Raw genomic sequence first — 17206 nt, 5'->3', positions numbered from 1 at the left:
GAACTATACGGAATGATTGTTTTTTTATGTACACTTTTAGTTTTTTCGTGCATAGGATAAAATGAACAATGCATTTTTGAGGAGGGTTTGTTTCATGTCCCAATACAGGGAAATTATTACAAAGGCAGTTGTTGGAAAAGGGAGAAAGTTTACGCAATCGACGCATACCGTTTCCGCGCAACATCGTCCAACGAGCGTGCTCGGTTGTTGGATTATTAATCATCGGTACGAAGCGAAAAAAGTGGATCGTAGTGTTGAAATTCATGGGAAGTATGATGTGAATGTTTGGTATTCGTACAACGATAATACAAAAACGGAAGTGCTCACAGAAACGGTATCTTATACCGATGTCATTCCGTTGAAGTATCGTAACGAAGAACTCATTAGCGAAGAACAAGAAGTGATTGCACGTGTTGTTCAGCAACCAAATTGTTTAGAATGTACGATTGCTTCAACTGGAAACAAGGTAACTGTGGAAGTAGAGCGAGAGTTCATCGCTGAGGTCATCGGGGAAACAAAAGTACGGATTGCGGTTGTTGATACATCATCTGAAGAAGTCGATGAGGATATTGAAGCTGAATTAGAACAGTTGGATGAAGAGCTTCTTCAAGAAGGAAGCAATAAAAACTAGGAAGTTTGTTCTTCCTAGTTTTTATTTTTTGTTATAATAATTGAAGTCAAGATTTCGGACGTTGGAGGAAAGGTCATGGCTTATACACCAATGATTCAGCAATATTTAGCAATTAAATCACAATATAAAGATGCCTTTTTATTTTTTCGTCTCGGTGATTTTTATGAGATGTTTTTTGAAGATGCGATTAAAGCATCACAAGAGCTAGAAATTACGCTTACTAGTCGTGACGGGGGCGGAGAAGAACGCGTGCCGATGTGCGGTGTACCTTATCATTCAGCCGCGATGTATATTGAACGTTTGATTGAGAAAGGATATAAAGTTGCGATTTGTGAACAAGTTGAAGACCCGAAAACTGCCAAAGGGGTTGTGCGACGCGAAGTCGTTCAACTCATTACCCCTGGAACAGTTATGGAAGGGAAGCAACTGGAAGACAAAGCAAATAACTATTTAGCTTCATTGACATCATTTGAGGATGGTACGTATGGATTTGCATATGCAGATTTAACGACTGGAGAAAGTCGTATGACGATGCTCCATGCATTTGAAGATGTGCTCAATGAAATTTATTCTATTGGCGCGAAAGAAATAGTCGTTCCAACAGCGTATCAAGAAAAATGGGAATTATTTCAAGAAAGATATACTATTACCATTTCGTATGAAGATGAAACAACCATTCCGCTTGGTTGTACGTCTATTGTTTCACATTTGAAACAAGAAAAATTACTCGTGACGTTTGGGAGATTATTAAATTATTTAGTAAAAACACAGAAGCGACATTTAGCTCATTTACAGCCGGTCGAACTGTACGAAGTCGATGCACATATGAAAATCGACATGTACTCTAAACGTAATTTAGAGTTGACGGAAACAATTCGGAGTAAAGGAAAAACCGGTTCTCTTTTTTGGCTTCTGGACGAAACGATGACTGCGATGGGTGGACGTCTACTTAAGCAATGGATTGATCGTCCGTTATTAGATCGTGAAAAAATTGAACAGCGATGGCATTTTGTTGAACAACTGTTGATCCATTATTTCGAGCGTCAAGAATTACGCGAATATCTTCGCAGTGTATATGATTTGGAGCGATTAGCTGGGCGTGTGGCGTTTGGAAATGTGAACGCGCGTGATTTAATTCAATTGAAAAAGTCGTTAAAACAAGTACCTTTCATTTCCTCACTTCTTATGCAAATTCAAGATGATCACGTTCAATCATTTGCAAAACATTTAGATGCATGTGAAGAACTTGTTCAATTGTTGGAAGAAGCAATTGAGGAAAACCCACCGCTTTCCGTGAGAGAGGGTGGCATCATTAAAGATGGTTATAACGAAACGTTAGATCGCTTCCGGGATGCTAGTCGTAATGGGAAAACATGGATTGCACAGTTGGAAGCAAAAGAGAGAGAAGTAACAGGGATTAAATCATTAAAGATTGGTTACAATCGCGTATTTGGATACTATATCGAAGTAACAAAAGCGAATCTACATTTATTGCCAGAGGATCGATATGAACGTAAACAAACGTTAGCGAATGCTGAACGTTTTGTGACAAAAGAACTAAAAGAAAAAGAGGCACTAATTTTGGAAGCAGAAGAAAAAAGCATGGAACTTGAATACGAGCTGTTTGTTTCTATACGTGAACAAGTGAAACAATATATTGTTCGTCTACAAAAATTAGCGAAATACATGAGCCAATTAGATGTTTTACAATGTTTTGCTACGGTTAGTGAAAAATATAATTATTGTAAACCGCAGTTTTCTTATGATCGCCGTCTTGTCGTTCGACAAGGACGACACCCCGTTGTAGAGAAAGTGTTAGGAACAAATGTTTATGTTCCAAACGATTGTTATATGGATGCTGAACGAGAAATGTTGCTTATTACAGGTCCGAATATGTCTGGAAAAAGCACATATATGCGTCAAATCGCATTAACGGCGATCATGGCACAAATTGGTTGTTTTGTCCCGGCGGAAGAAGCGGTATTACCGATCTTTGATCAAGTATTTACGCGCATTGGAGCGGCTGACGATTTAGTTGCCGGGCAAAGTACGTTTATGGTAGAAATGCTTGAGGCGCGTCATGCGATCGTTCACGCAACACAAAACAGCCTCATCTTGTTTGATGAAATTGGTCGCGGAACATCCACATACGATGGGATGGCGCTTGCGCAAGCGATGATTGAGTATATTCATGATCGTATCGGCGCTAAAACGCTATTTAGTACCCACTATCATGAATTAACAGCGCTTGAACAACAATTGCCGCGTTTAAAAAATGTGCATGTGAGTGCAGTTGAAGAAAACGGTAACGTTATCTTTTTGCATCAAATTAAAGAAGGTCCAGCGGATAAAAGTTACGGCATTCATGTCGCGCAATTAGCGAAGCTGCCGTTAGACTTAATTCAGCGGGCGGAGCAAATTTTGCGGGAATTTGAGACAAATGCAACACCGATCGTTAAAGAAAATAGAGAGCAGTTTGAGCAGTTAAGCATGTTTGAAGAACAACGCGACGAAGGGCGCTCAAGTGCATCGAAAAAAGAAAAAGAAGTGATCAAGCGTATCCAATCTCTTAATTTACTTGATATGACACCGTTAGAAGCAATGAATAAATTATACGAAATTCAAAAATTATTAAAGTGAAAGGAGGGAAAACGTGGGGAAAATTCGTAAGCTTGATGAGGCGTTAGCGAATAAAATTGCGGCAGGGGAAGTTGTAGAGCGCCCGGCTTCTGTCGTGAAAGAACTTGTTGAAAATGCGATTGATGCTCATAGCACGATCATTGAAGTGGAGTTAGAAGAAGCGGGATTAGCGAAAATTCGTGTCGTTGACAATGGGGATGGTTTTGAGGAAGAAGATTGTTTTTTAGCGTTTGAACGACATGCAACGAGCAAAATTAAAGATGAGGCAGATTTGTTTCGTATTCGTACGCTCGGCTTTCGAGGAGAGGCGTTGCCTAGCATTGCTTCCGTCTCACATTTAGAACTGAAGACGAGTACCGGTGAAGGACCAGGGACGTGGCTCGTTTTAAAAGGTGGAGAACTTGTGCAGCATGGTCGGACAAGCAGTCGAAAAGGAACAGATGTTACCGTTTCTCATTTATTTTTCAATACGCCAGCGCGTCTAAAATATATGAAAACCATTCATACGGAACTTGGTCATGTTGTTGATGTGATAAATCGTCTAGCGCTTGCACATCCGCATATTTCATTTCGGTTAACACATAACGGAAAACAACTGTTTTATACGAACGGAAATGGGGATGTAAGGCAAGTATTGGCAGCGATTTACGGATTGGATGTCGCCAAAAAAATGATTGCGATTCATGCGGAGACGCTCGATTTTACAATTGACGGTTACGTTGCTTTACCTGAGGTGACGCGTGCGTCTCGGAATTATATGACGACGATCGTAAATGGACGGTATATTAAAAACTATTCGTTATATAAAGCGATTGAAGAAGGATATCATACGCTTCTCCCAATTGGACGGCATCCGATTACCTTTTTAAATGTTATGATGGATCCGCTTCTTATAGATGTGAATGTTCATCCAGCAAAATTGGAAGTGCGTTTTAGTAAAGAAGCCGAGTTAAACGAGCTTGTTCAACAAACGATTCGCCAATCATTTCAAAAAAAGACGTTAATTCCTGAGGTAACGGCACCGCGAGTAGAAAAAACGAAAGCAGAACAACAAACGTTTTCGTTTGAACATATCGTGAAAGAATCGAATACGATGTCACCTCGTGTAACGGAGATATATCGTGATCAAGAAAAGAAAACAGAAGAGCGAATCGTGTTGGAGAAAAGTGATGAACGTGTTCGTGATCAAGATGTCACACTACTTGATGTAGAATCCGTTGTTCCAAGCGAACATGTAACAGGAGAGATGGAGCAAGAACGCATTCCGCCATTATATCCGATTGGTCAAATGCATGGGACGTATATTTTAGCCCAAAATGAAAACGGGCTATATATTATTGATCAACATGCTGCTCAAGAACGAATTAAATACGAATACTTTCGTGAAAAACTAGCAACCGTTACAAATGAGTTACAGCCGTTGCTTATCCCATTGACGCTTACTTATTCATCAAGTGAGTATGTACTTATTGAAAGTTACCGTGATCAATTAGCTGCTTGTGGTGTGTTTTTAGAGCCGTTTGGTCATAACAGTTTTATTGTTCGTTCTCATCCCCAATGGTTTCCGAAAGGGGAAGAATTAGAAATTATTGAGGAAATGATTAAGCAAGTGTTAACGATGAAAAAAGTGGATATGAAGCAACTAAGAGAAAAAGCTGCCATCATGATGAGTTGCAAACAGTCGATTAAAGCGAATCAATTTTTACGTAACGATGAAATATTTGCGTTGCTCGAATCGTTGCGAAAAACGAGCGATCCGTTTACATGTCCGCACGGTCGCCCAATTATTATTCATTTTTCTACGTATGAATTAGAAAAAATGTTTAAACGCGTCATGTGAAAATGGATGTTTTTTCACATTTTTTCAAAATGAAATGATAAAATGCATATTGTTTGTCTATAATAGATGAATGTGAATTAGAATGGAAAGTAGTGGTATTTTATGGGAGAGAAAGTCGTTGTGTTAATCGGTCCAACGGCTGTAGGGAAAACGAAAATGAGTATACAATTGGCGAAACGCTTAAACGGGGAAATTATTAATGGCGATTCGATGCAAGTATATAAAGGATTGGATATTGGAACAGCTAAAATTCGTCAAGAAGAAACGGAAGGTATTTCACATCATTTACTAGATATAAAGGAGCCGCATGAATCTTTTTCTGTGGCAGAGTTTCAGACGCTTGCCCGTTCACTTATTAAAGATATAACGAAACGAGGAAAACTTCCGATCATCGTTGGTGGTACAGGGCTATATATCCAATCTGTTATTTACGATTATCAATTTTCAGACGCCCCTTCTAACGACTTGTATCGCCAGTCACTTGAACGTTGTTCACCTGATGAGTTGTATGAACAACTGAAACAAATTGATCCCTTAAGTGCAGAACGCATTCATCCGAATAACGTTCGTCGTGTCATTCGTGCGTTAGAAATTTATCATTGTACAGGAAAAACAATGACAGAATGGCTGAAAGAGCAAAAACGTCAGCTGGTATATAACGTAGCACTTATTGGATTGACAATGGAACGAGAGAAGCTATATGCACGTATTAATCAACGAGTAGATCAAATGATTGATCAAGGGTTGATTGAAGAAGTGAAACGATTATATAAACAAGGTTTACGTGACTGTCAAGCAATTCAGGCAATCGGCTATAAAGAGTTATATGCGTATTTTGACGGAATGCTTACGCTGAAAGAGGCAATCGAACAATTGAAACAAAACTCTCGTCGCTACGCAAAGCGTCAGTTCACATGGTTCCGAAATCAAATGCCTGTTCAATGGTTTGACATGACCGATGATACAATATTTGAAAGACGAGTCAATGAAATTTTGCATTACATAGAAGGAAAGTTTCACTTTCAGTCGAATATGTAAACGTAATGTAGAGAGAAAAAGAGGAGGACGAAGCAATGAAAAACACGATAAACATTCAAGATCAGTTTTTAAACCAATTGCGGAAGGAAGAAACAACGGTTACTGTATTTTTGCTAAATGGATTTCAATTGCGTGGGTTAGTGAAAGGATTTGACAATTTCACAGTATTGTTAGAAGTGGATGGAAAACAACAATTAATTTATAAACATGCCATTTCCACATTTGCACCACAAAAAAACGTAAAAATTGAGATTGAGTAAGATATATCGCTCACCTATATCGGTGGGCGATTTTTTCGTTAGGCATTTGTCACGAAATGGGCGATGGTAGCGTATATTGATAAAAGAAGCAACGATGAAGGAGAGGTGACGTTGCCTTGTCAGAGTTGACGATGAAGCAAACAAAAAGTCAAATTAATATCGTGCTTAATGCGAAAAACGTTAATTATTTACCGAAAGAAGAAACACCGAATCGCATTGATTATCATCAACACGCAGTATTGAAAGAGATTCAGAAGGAACTAGATGAGTTAGTTGGACTAAGTGAAGTGAAAAAATTAATTAAGGAAATTTACGCATGGTTATACATTAATAAAGCACGTCAAGCAAATGGATTAAAGGGAAATAAACAGTCTCTTCACATGATTTTTAAAGGGAATCCCGGGACTGGGAAAACGACAGTTGCTCGTATTCTTGGTAAGTTATTTTTAGAAATGAATGTGTTATCTAAAGGACATTTTATTGAAGCAGAACGTGCGGATTTAGTTGGCGAATATATCGGTCATACCGCCAATAAAACACGTGACTTAATTAAGAAAGCACGTGGAGGTATTTTATTTATTGACGAAGCATACTCCCTTGCGCGTGGAGGGGAGAAAGATTTTGGAAAAGAAGCGATTGATACGTTAGTAAAAGGAATTGAAGATTTTTCTGATGACTTAGTCGTTATTTTAGCAGGATATCCAGCCGAAATGGACTATTTTTTATCTTTAAATCCAGGATTGCCGTCACGCTTTCCGTTAATACTTGAATTTCCTGACTATACAGCAGAGGAACTTGTACAAATTGCAAAACAAATGCTTCATATAAGAGAATACGAGCTTACTAATGAAGCAGAACGAAAGCTACGTGAACATATTGAGCAACTATTAGCCGACGGATATCAAAGAAAATTTAGCAACGGCCGTTACATTCGAAATTTGATTGAAAAAGCAATTCGAAAACAAGCGGTACGTCTGTTGCACGAAGGGCGTTACGATAAAAAAGAATTAATGATTATACGTGAACGTGACCTAGTTGTTGAATAAATAGGGGAGGGAAACCTTCCTTGTCGAAATTAACGAAGCGTTTGCGCCTGTCGTCCTCGCTTGGCAAAAAGAGATCGGTGCTCCCCTTTCGAAAGTGAACGTTAACGGTGGTGCTATCGCTTTAGGCCATCCGCTCGGCGCAACTGGCGTGAAACTGATGGCATCCCTCGTTCACGAACTCGAACGACGAAAGGGGCGCTACGGCTTATTAACGATTTGCATTGGGCACGGCATGTCCACTGCGACCATCATCGAACGGTGGGAAGAATAAAAAGAAATCGGATGTCTCCATCGAGACATCCGGTTTCAGTTTCCTGCCTTCAACGACTTATTTGGCAATTTCCAGTTATATGTATACGATAAAATGCGCAATGTTGCAACAATAACAAACAATACATACAAACTAATTGAAGAATGTGCGATTCCGGTTCCGACTGCAATGCCAGCGACAATGGCCCACACAGCATAAATTTCATCCCGTAATACGAGCGGTTTTCTTCCGGCCAATACATCGCGGATCATTCCCCCACCGCTCCCGGTCAATACAGCAGCGACGATGACTGCACTCAACGGACGATTCATTTGAACAGCATATAGCGCTCCTTGAATAGCGAACGCTGAAAGACCGAGGGCATCAAAAAAGTTCCCCCACCGCTGCCAATGTGGTAGCATTTTTTGCGGAAACAAATAGACAATCGTCATCGCAATAAACGCAATCAAAAAAAGAGTTTGTTGCTGCCAGAGGATCGATACAGGTACACCAATTAATACGTTGCGTACAGCACCGCCGCCGAATGCAGTTACAATCCCGAGAATATACACTCCTAAAACATCGTATTCTTCTTCCATAGCAACAATAGCTCCGCTAATTGCAAAGGCGATGGTGCCAATCATACTTAATACTTCCCAAGTCATCGTCGCATTCCTTTCTGTCTGTAACATCACGTTAAAATTTTATGTATAAAATATAAAAAAATCAATGCTCATTTTTCAGTCATAGCACTTTTACATAAGATTTGTTATGATGAGAACAGACGTTCAACAGGAAAGAGGGAAAATATGCAAAAAGAAAGAGTGATTATTGTTGGGTGTCAGTTACCACATGTTGATGATGAACGGTTTTCGTATTCGATGGAAGAGCTTTCCTCGCTCGTTCATACGGCAAATGGTGAAGTAGTCATAAGCCTCACACAAAGACGGGACACGATCCATCCGGCGACATATATCGGCAAAGGGAAAGTGGAAGAGCTTGTTCGACTTATTGAACAGTTTGAACCAGATGTTGTTATTTTTAATGATGAATTGTCACCAAGCCAAAACCGCAACTTAACAAAGGTATTAAACGTGCGTGTCATTGACCGGACGCAGCTTATTTTAGACATTTTCGCAAGCCGCGCCCGCTCTAAAGAAGGGAAATTGCAAGTCGAGCTTGCTCAATTGCAATACATCTTGCCGCGGTTAAGTGGGCAAGGTGTAGAACTCTCTCGTTTAGGTGGTGGAATTGGAACGAGGGGACCGGGGGAAACGAAACTAGAAACTGATCGTCGTCATATTCGTCGTCGCATCGATGAAATTAAAGCGCAGCTAAAAGCGGTCGTCGAACATCGTGGACGGTATCGTGAGCGGCGGAAGAAAAACGCTGTGTTTCAAATTGCGCTCGTCGGCTATACGAACGCTGGCAAATCAACGATTTTTAATCGGCTTACGAACGCGGATGCGTTGGAAGAAAATTTATTGTTCGCTACGTTAGATCCGCTCACTAGAAAGCTTGTGCTGCCAAGCGGTTATACCGCGCTGTTGACGGATACGGTCGGCTTTATTCAAGACTTGCCGACAACGCTCGTTGCAGCGTTTCGTTCGACGTTAGAAGAAGTGAAAGAAGCCGATTTGATTTTACATATTGTCGATTCATCGAATCCTGATTATATTCAACATGAACAAACGGTCTATCGCTTGCTTGAAGAATTGGAGGCGACGACCATTCCAATCGCTACTGTATATAACAAACGTGATATCACTCTTCCAAGCTTTGTTCCAAGCCCGAAAACAGACTATATATTAGTAAGTGCGTTTAGTGAACAAGATGTACAAAAGCTGCGCCGATTTATTGAATCACACATGATCGAAGCGATGGAACGTTACGATGTAGCGATTCCTGCATTTGAGGGGAAACTGCTCGCACAGCTAAAAGCAGAAACAATTGTGCAGCACATATATTACAATGAACAAAGTGGCATGTATGAATGTAGCGGCTACATATTGTCGGAACATCCACTTTTAGCACAACTAAAAACATATCAAAAATAGAAAGGGTTGTTTTATGTTTCAACATTTAACTCATGGAGAAAAAATTGAAGCGCTCGTCAAAGAAATTGAAGCACAAATTGCCCCAGTTCATCGGGCAATTGACGAGCGAATCGACTATAACCAATATCGTGTTTTGCAGAGTTTTCGTCACCATCAAGTGAGCGATGCTCATTTTATTCCATCAACGGGATATGGTTATGATGACATCGGACGTGATACGCTTGAAAAAGTGTATGCGGATGTATTCGGTGGGGAAGCGGCGCTCGTTCGCCCACAAATCATTTCCGGTACGCACGCCATTACGATTGCCTTATTTGGTATTTTACGTCCCGGCGATGAACTTTTGTACATTACCGGCAAACCGTACGATACACTCGAAGAAATTGTCGGCATTCGCGGCAAAGGTATCGGTTCGTTAAAAGAGTTCCATATCGGCTATCAGAGCGTACCGCTCACTCCAGAAGGAAAAGTCGATTTTGTAGCAGTCAAACAGGCGATCAACGAACGGACAAAGATGATTGGTATTCAACGATCGAAAGGGTACGATCCTCGACCATCGTTTACTATTGCCGAAATAAAAGAGATGATTGATTTTGTCAAAGCAATCAAACAAGACGTTATTGTGTTTGTTGATAACTGTTACGGAGAATTTGTGGAAAACCAAGAGCCGTGCCATGTTGGCGCCGATTTAATGGCGGGTTCACTTATTAAAAATCCAGGTGGCGGATTAGCAAAAACGGGAGGATATCTCGTCGGTAAAAAAGAATATATCAATATGTGTGCATATCGTATGACCTCGCCAGGAATTGGTGCGGAAGCAGGCGCCTCCTTGTACAGTTTGCAAGAAATGTATCAAGGCTTTTTCTTGGCCCCCCATATCGTTGGACAAGCGTTAAAAGGCGCGGTCTTTACTGCAGCTATGCTTGAACGAATCGGAATGAACACGTATCCGACGTGGGATGCGAAGCGTACGGACTTGATTCAGTCCGTGCAATTTGACGATGCAGAACAAATGATTGCGTTTTGTCAAGCCATTCAATTCGTCTCTCCTGTCAATTCGCATTTTACTCCATATCCGAATTACATGCCGGGTTATGAGGATGATGTCATTATGGCGGCGGGGACGTTTGTACAAGGGGCAAGCATCGAGCTATCAGCCGATGGCCCGATTCGGCCTCCATATGTTGCATACGTCCAAGGGGGACTAACGTACTCACATGTCAAAATCGCTGTTTGCATGGCGATTGATCGATTGCTCGAAAAACAATTGATTCAATTATAAAATCTCTCAGAAAAAAATATGTAATAAAATATAACGTATCATTGACATATAGAGTAACATAGAATAAAATAAAAGTACGTATTACGTAAGGAGGGGTCGACATGAATAGTCAAATTCGTCGCTCCATGCCGTTATTTCCTATCGGTATCGTTATGCAGTTAACAGATTTATCAGCACGTCAAATCCGTTATTATGAAGAACACGGTCTTATTTCACCTGCACGGACAGAAGGTAATCGGCGGTTGTTCTCGTTTAATGACGTGGATCGGTTGCTTGAAATTAAAGATCTAATCGAGCAAGGGGTTAATTTGGCGGGAATTAAACAAATTTTTGCTTCACGTCAGCAACAACACGCTGAAGCAACGCCACCTGTTGCGCCGAAAGTCATGAAGCAAGGTTTGTCGGAAGCGGAGTTGCGCAAACTTTTGCGTGCCGAGCTGATGCAAGCAGGTCGCTTTAATCGCGCTTCACTTCGTCAAGGCGATATCGCTCGTTTTTTTCATTAAAAAATTTATGTTTTTTAACATAAATGATCTTTTCATTTTGGGGGAGGAATATGTATGACTAAGTACACAAAAGAAGACATTTTTCGTATTGTAAAGGAAGAGAATGTAAAGTATATTCGCTTGCAGTTCACTGACATTCTCGGCACGATTAAAAACGTAGAAATTCCAGTGAGCCAGCTACAAAAAGCGCTCGATAATAAAATGATGTTTGACGGATCATCGATCGAAGGATTTGTTCGCATCGAAGAATCAGATATGTACTTGTACCCAGATTTAGATACATTCGTTATTTTCCCATGGACAGCTGAAAAAGGAAAAGTGGCACGCTTTATTTGTGACATTTATAATCCGGATGGTACACCGTTTGAGGGATGTCCGCGTTACAACTTAAAACGTGTACTAAAAGAAATGAAGGAGCTCGGATTTACAGAGTTCAACCTAGGGCCAGAGCCAGAGTTCTTCTTGTTTAAGTTAGATGAAAAAGGAGAGCCTACATTAGAGTTAAACGATAATGGCGGCTACTTTGACTTAGCACCAACCGATTTAGGAGAAAACTGCCGACGGGATATTGTATTAGAATTAGAAGAGATGGGATTCGAAATTGAAGCGTCTCACCATGAAGTTGCGCCAGGGCAACATGAAATTGACTTCAAGTATGCAAATGCGGTAAAAGCGTGTGATGACATTCAAACATTTAAGCTTGTCGTCAAGACTGTTGCACGTAAACACGGTTTGCACGCGACATTTATGCCAAAACCACTTTTTGGTGTAAACGGATCTGGTATGCATTGTAACTTGTCGCTCTTTAAAAATGGTGAAAATGCCTTTTTTGATCCGAACGGTCAGCTACAACTAAGTGAAACAGCATTACAGTTTATTGCAGGTGTGTTAAAACACGCGCCAAACTTTACAGCGGTAACAAACCCAACGGTAAACTCTTACAAACGTCTTGTTCCAGGCTATGAGGCACCTTGTTATGTGGCGTGGTCGGCACGCAACCGTAGCCCGCTTATTCGTATCCCGGCGTCACGCGGCATGAGCACACGCATTGAAGTGCGTAGCGTAGACCCAGCAGCTAATCCATACTTAGCGATGGCTGTATTATTGGCGGCCGGACTAGATGGAATTAAAAACAAGTTGACGCCTCCTGCGCCAGTTGACCGCAACATTTATGTGATGACAAAAGAGGAGCGTTTAGAAGAAGGTATTGTTGACTTACCTGCGACATTAGCAGAAGCGCTCCAAAACTTAAAATCGGATGAAGTAATTGTTAATGCGCTTGGTAAACATTTATTCGAACACTTTGTCGAAGCGAAAGAAATTGAATGGGATATGTTTCGCACGGCTGTGCATCCATGGGAACGTGAACAATATATGAGCCTTTACTAAAAAAGCTAACGGTTTTTCCGTTAGCTTTTTTCCGTTTCTTTTTCTTAATGGATAGATCGATATACGCCGATGACTTTTCCTAAAATTGTAGCGTTTTGGACAATGATCGGCTCCATTGAAGAGTTCTCAGGTTGCAAACGGATATGATCTTTTTCTTTAAAAAACCGTTTTACTGTCGCTTCATGATCTTCCGTCATCGCTACAACGATATCCCCATTATTTGCTGTTTGTTGTTGACGGACGATTACGTAGTCTCCGTCTAAAATACCGGCTTCAATCATGCTTTCTCCGACAATTTGCAACATAAATACTTGATCATCTGGTGAGACGAACCGTTCTGGGAGGGGGAAGTATTCTTCAATATTTTCAATTGCAGTAATTGGTTGTCCGGCTGTGACTTTTCCGACGATTGGGACATTGATGACATTTGTTCTCGGGATGGATTCATGTTCGTCCAAAATCTCAATGGCACGAGGTTTTGTTGGATCACGTCTAATGAACCCTTTGTTTTCTAAACGAGCTAAATGTCCGTGAACGGTAGAACTTGAAGCTAAACCAACTGCCTCGCCAATTTCCCTCACAGATGGTGGATACCCTTTCGTGCGCACTTCTTGTTTAATAAAGTCCAAAATTTGTTGTTGTCGTTTTGATAATTTCGCCATCTTTATACACCTCTTCCTTTTCAATCTTTGTCCACATTATAACATATATTCGTACATGGATACAAACATAAGTTCGAGAAATAGTTGACACGAACAAAAGTTCGCGTTATCATAAATACAAACAAATGTTCTTGGGGGGTAGGTTTGATGAGCAAAATACATTATATAATAATGATCTTATTTAGCTTTTTGTTTGTATGGGCATTTGTGCATGTCACACAATCTGTTGATAAAGAAAAATATGTGGAGATTACGGTATCAGCTGGCGATACACTATGGGGGCTTGCAGAGCAATATAAACATGAACATCAATTGTCACGGCAACAATTCATTGAATGGGTAATGAAAGTAAATAAACGTTCAGACGATCAATTGATCGTTGGTGAGAAAATTGTCATACCTGTGTTAAAATCAAATAGCGAAAATCAGCTCGTTGCTAATAAACCATAAAGAAAGGGATGACGGATGAACGCGATTATTTATTGTCGTGTAAGTACGACAAAAGAGGCACAAGAAACATCGCTGCAAAGACAAAAAGAAGAGCTTCAGCAACTTGCTAAGGAATACGAAATGAATGTGATCAAGATCATTGAAGAACAGGCAAGTGGTTACGACATTGAACGCGAAGGAATTATGGAGTTGCTTGATACGATGAAACAACATCGCATCGACGTCGTTCTCGTTCAAGATGAAACAAGACTTGGACGAGGAAATGCAAAAATTGCTCTTCTTCGTTGTTTACAAAAGGAAGGGATTCGCGTGTATACGGTAAGTCATCGCGGGGAGCTTCAATTATCAGAAGCAGACTCGATGGTGTTAGAGATTATTAGTATTGTTGAAGAATACCAAAGAAAGATACATAACTTAAAAATTAAACGCGGTATGCAACGAGCTGTCCAAAACGGATATCGTCCAGAAAACAATTTGCGCAACATTGGTGGACACGCTGGACGCGATCGGAAAGATGTGCCGATTGAAGATATTGTTCGTTTACGCCAAAATGGCTTAACGTTTACAGAAATTGCGGCTACGCTTCGTTCATTTGGTTATGATGTATCTAAAGCGACTGTTCATCGGCGATACAAAGAATACGAACAACTTGTCAACAAAGAAAAGTTTTTGTATGATGATACGAGCAAAAAAATCAATACAAAGGAATGAGGTTGAATGTTATCTTCTGAAAAAATTGCACGAATTAATGCATTAGCTAAAAAAGCAAAACTAGAAGGGCTGACAGCGGAAGAGAAGCAAGAGCAGCTGCAGCTCCGCGCTGAGTATATTGCAGCGTTTCGCGAGTCGATGATTGAAACGTTGCATGCTGTAAAAGTGATTGATCCAAATGGCAATGATGTCACACCAACAAAATTAAAGGATAGTAAGAAAAAACGCCTGCATTAATACGCCTATCATGGAGAGCATACAAGTATAGATGTTCTCTCTTTTTTTATCAGTTTGTCAAAAAAAAGTGTTGTGAATTGTTGTACATTTCATGTACTTTTCTATATCATAAAAGATGAGAATGTTTGCAAATGAAAGGATGAAGATGATGACACACTCTATCGAACAATTGTCGATTGCGGCAATTCGCACATTGTCGATCGATGCCATTGAAAAAGCAAATTCAGGTCACCCAGGAATGCCGATGGGAGCTGCACCGATGGCGTATACGCTATGGACAAAGTTTATGAACCATAATCCGCGCAACCCAAAATGGTTTAATCGTGACCGCTTTGTATTATCGGCAGGACACGGTTCGATGTTATTGTATAGCTTGCTTCATTTAAGTGGCTACGATGTTACGATGGAAGACATTAAGCAGTTTCGCCAATGGGGAAGTAAAACACCGGGGCATCCCGAATACGGTCATACACCAGGTGTCGAAGCAACGACTGGACCGCTTGGGCAAGGGATTGCGATGGCTGTTGGAATGGCGATGGCAGAGCGTCATTTAGCAGCTACATACAACAAAGACAATTTCGAAATTATTAACCATTTTACATATGCGATTTGCGGCGACGGTGATTTAATGGAAGGAGTTTCTGCTGAAGCTGCTTCGTTAGCTGGTCACTTAAAACTTGGCCGCCTCATCGTTCTTTATGATTCAAATGATATTTCGCTAGATGGCGAATTACATCTTTCGTTTTCAGAAAGCGTTGAGCAACGTTTCAAAGCGTATGGATGGCAATATATTCGTGTCGAAGATGGAAATAACATTGAAGAAATTGCTCAAGCGATTGCTGAAGCTCAAAAAGATTTGGAGCGCCCGACGTTAATTGAAGTAAAAACAATAATCGGTTACGGTTCACCAAACAAAGCGGGAACAGCTGATGTACATGGCGCTCCGCTAGGTAAAGATGAAATTAAGTTAACAAAAGAAGCATATAAATGGACGTTTGAAGAAGATTTTTACGTTCCAGATGAAGTATATGCTCATTTTGAAAAAGTAGTTAAAGAAGCCGGAGAGAAAAAAGAAGCTGAGTGGAATGCTTTATTTGCTGAATATGAAAAAGCATATCCAGATTTAGCGAAACAGCTAAAAATGGCGATTGAAGGTAAACTTCCTGAAGGTTGGGAAAAAGCGTTGCCTGTATATGCTGAAGGGAAGAGTCTAGCAACACGTGCTTCTTCTGGAGAAGTATTGAATGCTATCGCAAAAGTTGTGCCACAATTTTTAGGTGGATCCGCAGACTTAGCAGGTTCAAATAAAACGTTGATTAAAGGAGCAGGAGACTTCTTACCTGGAAGTTATGAAGGTCGTAACATTTGGTTTGGTGTACGTGAATTTGCGATGGGCGCAGCGTTAAATGGTATGGCGCTCCATGGCGGTGTAAAAGTGTACGGTGGTACGTTCTTCGTCTTTTCAGATTATTTACGTCCAGCGATTCGACTTGCTGCACTTATGGGATTGCCTGTCACATATGTATTTACGCACGATAGCATTGCTGTTGGTGAGGATGGTCCAACGCATGAGCCAATTGAACAACTCGCTTCATTAAGAGCGATGCCAAATGTATGCGTCATTCGTCCGGCAGATGCGAACGAAACAGCAGCTGCATGGCGGTTAGCGGTAGAATCTACGGATCGTCCGACAGCGCTTGTGTTGACACGTCAAAACCTTCCTACGCTAGCGACAACAGCAGAGCGTGCGTATGAAGGAGTGAAAAGAGGAGCGTATGTTGTTTCTGAAGCTCAAGGAGAAGTACAAGCCCTGTTGCTAGCATCTGGTTCAGAAGTTAGCCTAGCAGTAGAGGCACAAAAAGCGTTAGCGAATGAAGGAATTCATGTTTCTGTTGTGAGCATGCCTTCATGGGACCGTTTTGAGGCTCAGCCAGCTGAGTATAAAGAAAGCGTCATTCCAAAACGTGTGAAAAAACGTCTTGCGATTGAAATGGGCTCATCTCTTGGTTGGGAGCGTTATACAGGCGATGAAGGCGATATTTTAGCCATTGATCGCTTTGGAGCTTCTGCCCCTGGAGAAAAAATTATGCAAGAATACGGATTTACAGTGGAAAACGTTGTTGCCCGAGTCAAAGCGTTGTTAAACAAATAATAAAACGGGGAGATGAGCTCCCCGTTTTATTATCGCATAAAGATTTTTTACTGAA

16 protein-coding genes and 1 pseudogene are annotated in these 17206 nt (G+C 40.8%); 15 read left to right on the top strand and 2 right to left on the bottom strand.

Annotated elements, in window-relative coordinates:
• Positions 1 to 94 precede the first annotated feature (94 nt).
• The 7 genes and pseudogenes from NSS60_RS08325 to NSS60_RS08295 all read left to right on the top strand — a co-directional run.
• Positions 95 to 631, top strand: coding sequence for an outer spore coat protein CotE (locus tag NSS60_RS08325; RefSeq protein ID WP_004890648.1), 537 nt, complete (start codon positions 95 to 97; stop codon positions 629 to 631).
• A gap of 75 nt (positions 632 to 706) precedes the next feature.
• Positions 707 to 3271 carry a DNA mismatch repair protein MutS gene (mutS, locus tag NSS60_RS08320; protein WP_004890644.1) on the top strand — a complete coding sequence of 855 codons (2565 nt, stop codon included), beginning with the start codon at positions 707 to 709 and terminating at the stop codon, positions 3269 to 3271.
• Positions 3272 to 3284: 13 nt separating this feature from the next.
• Complete coding sequence (gene mutL / locus NSS60_RS08315; RefSeq protein WP_004890642.1) at positions 3285 to 5111, top strand: DNA mismatch repair endonuclease MutL; 1827 nt, start codon at positions 3285 to 3287, stop codon at positions 5109 to 5111.
• Positions 5112 to 5213: 102 nt separating this feature from the next.
• Complete coding sequence (miaA, locus tag NSS60_RS08310) at positions 5214 to 6149, top strand: tRNA (adenosine(37)-N6)-dimethylallyltransferase MiaA (RefSeq protein WP_004890639.1); 936 nt, start codon at positions 5214 to 5216, stop codon at positions 6147 to 6149.
• A 35-nt stretch (positions 6150 to 6184) separates the two neighbouring features.
• The gene (hfq, locus tag NSS60_RS08305; RefSeq protein WP_004890637.1) at positions 6185 to 6409 is read left to right on the top strand and encodes an RNA chaperone Hfq; all 225 of its coding nucleotides are present in this window, start codon (positions 6185 to 6187) and stop codon (positions 6407 to 6409) included.
• Between the two features lie 116 nt (positions 6410 to 6525).
• Entirely contained in the window at positions 6526 to 7455 is a 930-nt protein-coding gene (spoVK, locus tag NSS60_RS08300) for a stage V sporulation protein K (RefSeq protein WP_004890634.1), read from the top strand.
• A gap of 19 nt (positions 7456 to 7474) precedes the next feature.
• Positions 7475 to 7726: pseudogene (locus tag NSS60_RS08295) on the top strand (steroid 3-ketoacyl-CoA thiolase); the annotation flags it as partial.
• Positions 7727 to 7761: 35 nt separating this feature from the next.
• Here the strand turns inward: NSS60_RS08295 and NSS60_RS08290 are convergent.
• Positions 7762 to 8370 (bottom strand): trimeric intracellular cation channel family protein, encoded by a 609-nt coding sequence (locus tag NSS60_RS08290; RefSeq protein ID WP_004890631.1) that lies wholly within the window; start codon positions 8368 to 8370, stop codon positions 7762 to 7764.
• Positions 8371 to 8514: 144 nt separating this feature from the next.
• Between NSS60_RS08290 and hflX the strand changes: the two genes are divergently transcribed.
• From hflX to glnA, 4 genes are all read left to right on the top strand, one after another.
• Positions 8515 to 9762 carry a GTPase HflX gene (hflX, locus tag NSS60_RS08285; RefSeq protein ID WP_004890629.1) on the top strand — a complete coding sequence of 416 codons (1248 nt, stop codon included), beginning with the start codon at positions 8515 to 8517 and terminating at the stop codon, positions 9760 to 9762.
• A gap of 13 nt (positions 9763 to 9775) precedes the next feature.
• Positions 9776 to 11044: a methionine gamma-lyase family protein gene (locus NSS60_RS08280; protein WP_064214152.1), complete on the top strand. Its 1269-nt coding sequence runs from the start codon at positions 9776 to 9778 to the stop codon at positions 11042 to 11044.
• Positions 11045 to 11145: 101 nt separating this feature from the next.
• Positions 11146 to 11550: a MerR family transcriptional regulator gene (locus NSS60_RS08275; protein ID WP_004890623.1), complete on the top strand. Its 405-nt coding sequence runs from the start codon at positions 11146 to 11148 to the stop codon at positions 11548 to 11550.
• A 54-nt stretch (positions 11551 to 11604) separates the two neighbouring features.
• Complete coding sequence (gene glnA, locus NSS60_RS08270; RefSeq protein WP_004890621.1) at positions 11605 to 12939, top strand: type I glutamate--ammonia ligase; 1335 nt, start codon at positions 11605 to 11607, stop codon at positions 12937 to 12939.
• 44 nt (positions 12940 to 12983) lie between these two features.
• Here the strand turns inward: glnA and lexA are convergent, their stop codons facing one another.
• Positions 12984 to 13601, bottom strand: coding sequence for a transcriptional repressor LexA (gene lexA / locus NSS60_RS08265; protein ID WP_004890619.1), 618 nt, complete (start codon positions 13599 to 13601; stop codon positions 12984 to 12986).
• A 147-nt stretch (positions 13602 to 13748) separates the two neighbouring features.
• On the opposite strand from lexA, the gene yneA reads away from it, so the two are divergent.
• The 4 genes from yneA to tkt all read left to right on the top strand — a co-directional run bounded on the left by yneA (position 13749) and on the right by tkt (position 17151).
• Positions 13749 to 14051, top strand: coding sequence for a cell division suppressor protein YneA (gene yneA, locus NSS60_RS08260; protein WP_004890617.1), 303 nt, complete (start codon positions 13749 to 13751; stop codon positions 14049 to 14051).
• Between the two features lie 15 nt (positions 14052 to 14066).
• Positions 14067 to 14762 (top strand): YneB family resolvase-like protein, encoded by a 696-nt coding sequence (locus NSS60_RS08255; RefSeq protein ID WP_004890614.1) that lies wholly within the window; start codon positions 14067 to 14069, stop codon positions 14760 to 14762.
• A 6-nt stretch (positions 14763 to 14768) separates the two neighbouring features.
• A complete protein-coding gene (locus NSS60_RS08250; protein ID WP_004890611.1) occupies positions 14769 to 14999 on the top strand; it encodes a DUF896 domain-containing protein in 231 nt (76 codons plus the stop codon).
• A 148-nt stretch (positions 15000 to 15147) separates the two neighbouring features.
• A complete protein-coding gene (tkt, locus tag NSS60_RS08245; RefSeq protein ID WP_004890608.1) occupies positions 15148 to 17151 on the top strand; it encodes a transketolase in 2004 nt (667 codons plus the stop codon).
• Positions 17152 to 17206 lie beyond the last annotated feature (55 nt).

The sequence above is a fragment of the Anoxybacillus sp. FSL W8-0382 genome (assembly GCF_038003845.1).
Taxonomy (GTDB): domain Bacteria; phylum Bacillota; class Bacilli; order Bacillales; family Anoxybacillaceae; genus Anoxybacillus; species Anoxybacillus flavithermus_G.
Note: the sequence above shows the minus strand (reverse complement) of the source record. Positions and strands in the feature narration are given on the sequence as shown.

Bases quoted from the DNA above. Each gene is read 5' to 3' on its own strand.
- NSS60_RS08325 (WP_004890648.1), top strand. From the start codon at position 95: ATGTCCCAATACAGGGAAATTATTACAAAGGCAGTTGTTGGAAAAGGG.
- mutS (WP_004890644.1), top strand. From the start codon at position 707: ATGGCTTATACACCAATGATTCAGCAATATTTAGCAATTAAATCACAA.
- miaA (WP_004890639.1), top strand. From the start codon at position 5,214: ATGGGAGAGAAAGTCGTTGTGTTAATCGGTCCAACGGCTGTAGGGAAA.
- hfq (WP_004890637.1), top strand. From the start codon at position 6,185: ATGAAAAACACGATAAACATTCAAGATCAGTTTTTAAACCAATTGCGG.
- NSS60_RS08290 (WP_004890631.1), bottom strand. From the start codon at position 8,370: ATGACTTGGGAAGTATTAAGTATGATTGGCACCATCGCCTTTGCAATT.
- hflX (WP_004890629.1), top strand. From the start codon at position 8,515: ATGCAAAAAGAAAGAGTGATTATTGTTGGGTGTCAGTTACCACATGTT.
- NSS60_RS08280 (WP_064214152.1), top strand. From the start codon at position 9,776: ATGTTTCAACATTTAACTCATGGAGAAAAAATTGAAGCGCTCGTCAAA.
- NSS60_RS08275 (WP_004890623.1), top strand. From the start codon at position 11,146: ATGAATAGTCAAATTCGTCGCTCCATGCCGTTATTTCCTATCGGTATC.
- glnA (WP_004890621.1), top strand. From the start codon at position 11,605: ATGACTAAGTACACAAAAGAAGACATTTTTCGTATTGTAAAGGAAGAG.
- lexA (WP_004890619.1), bottom strand. From the start codon at position 13,601: ATGGCGAAATTATCAAAACGACAACAACAAATTTTGGACTTTATTAAA.
- yneA (WP_004890617.1), top strand. From the start codon at position 13,749: ATGAGCAAAATACATTATATAATAATGATCTTATTTAGCTTTTTGTTT.
- NSS60_RS08255 (WP_004890614.1), top strand. From the start codon at position 14,067: ATGAACGCGATTATTTATTGTCGTGTAAGTACGACAAAAGAGGCACAA.
- NSS60_RS08250 (WP_004890611.1), top strand. From the start codon at position 14,769: ATGTTATCTTCTGAAAAAATTGCACGAATTAATGCATTAGCTAAAAAA.
- tkt (WP_004890608.1), top strand. From the start codon at position 15,148: ATGACACACTCTATCGAACAATTGTCGATTGCGGCAATTCGCACATTG.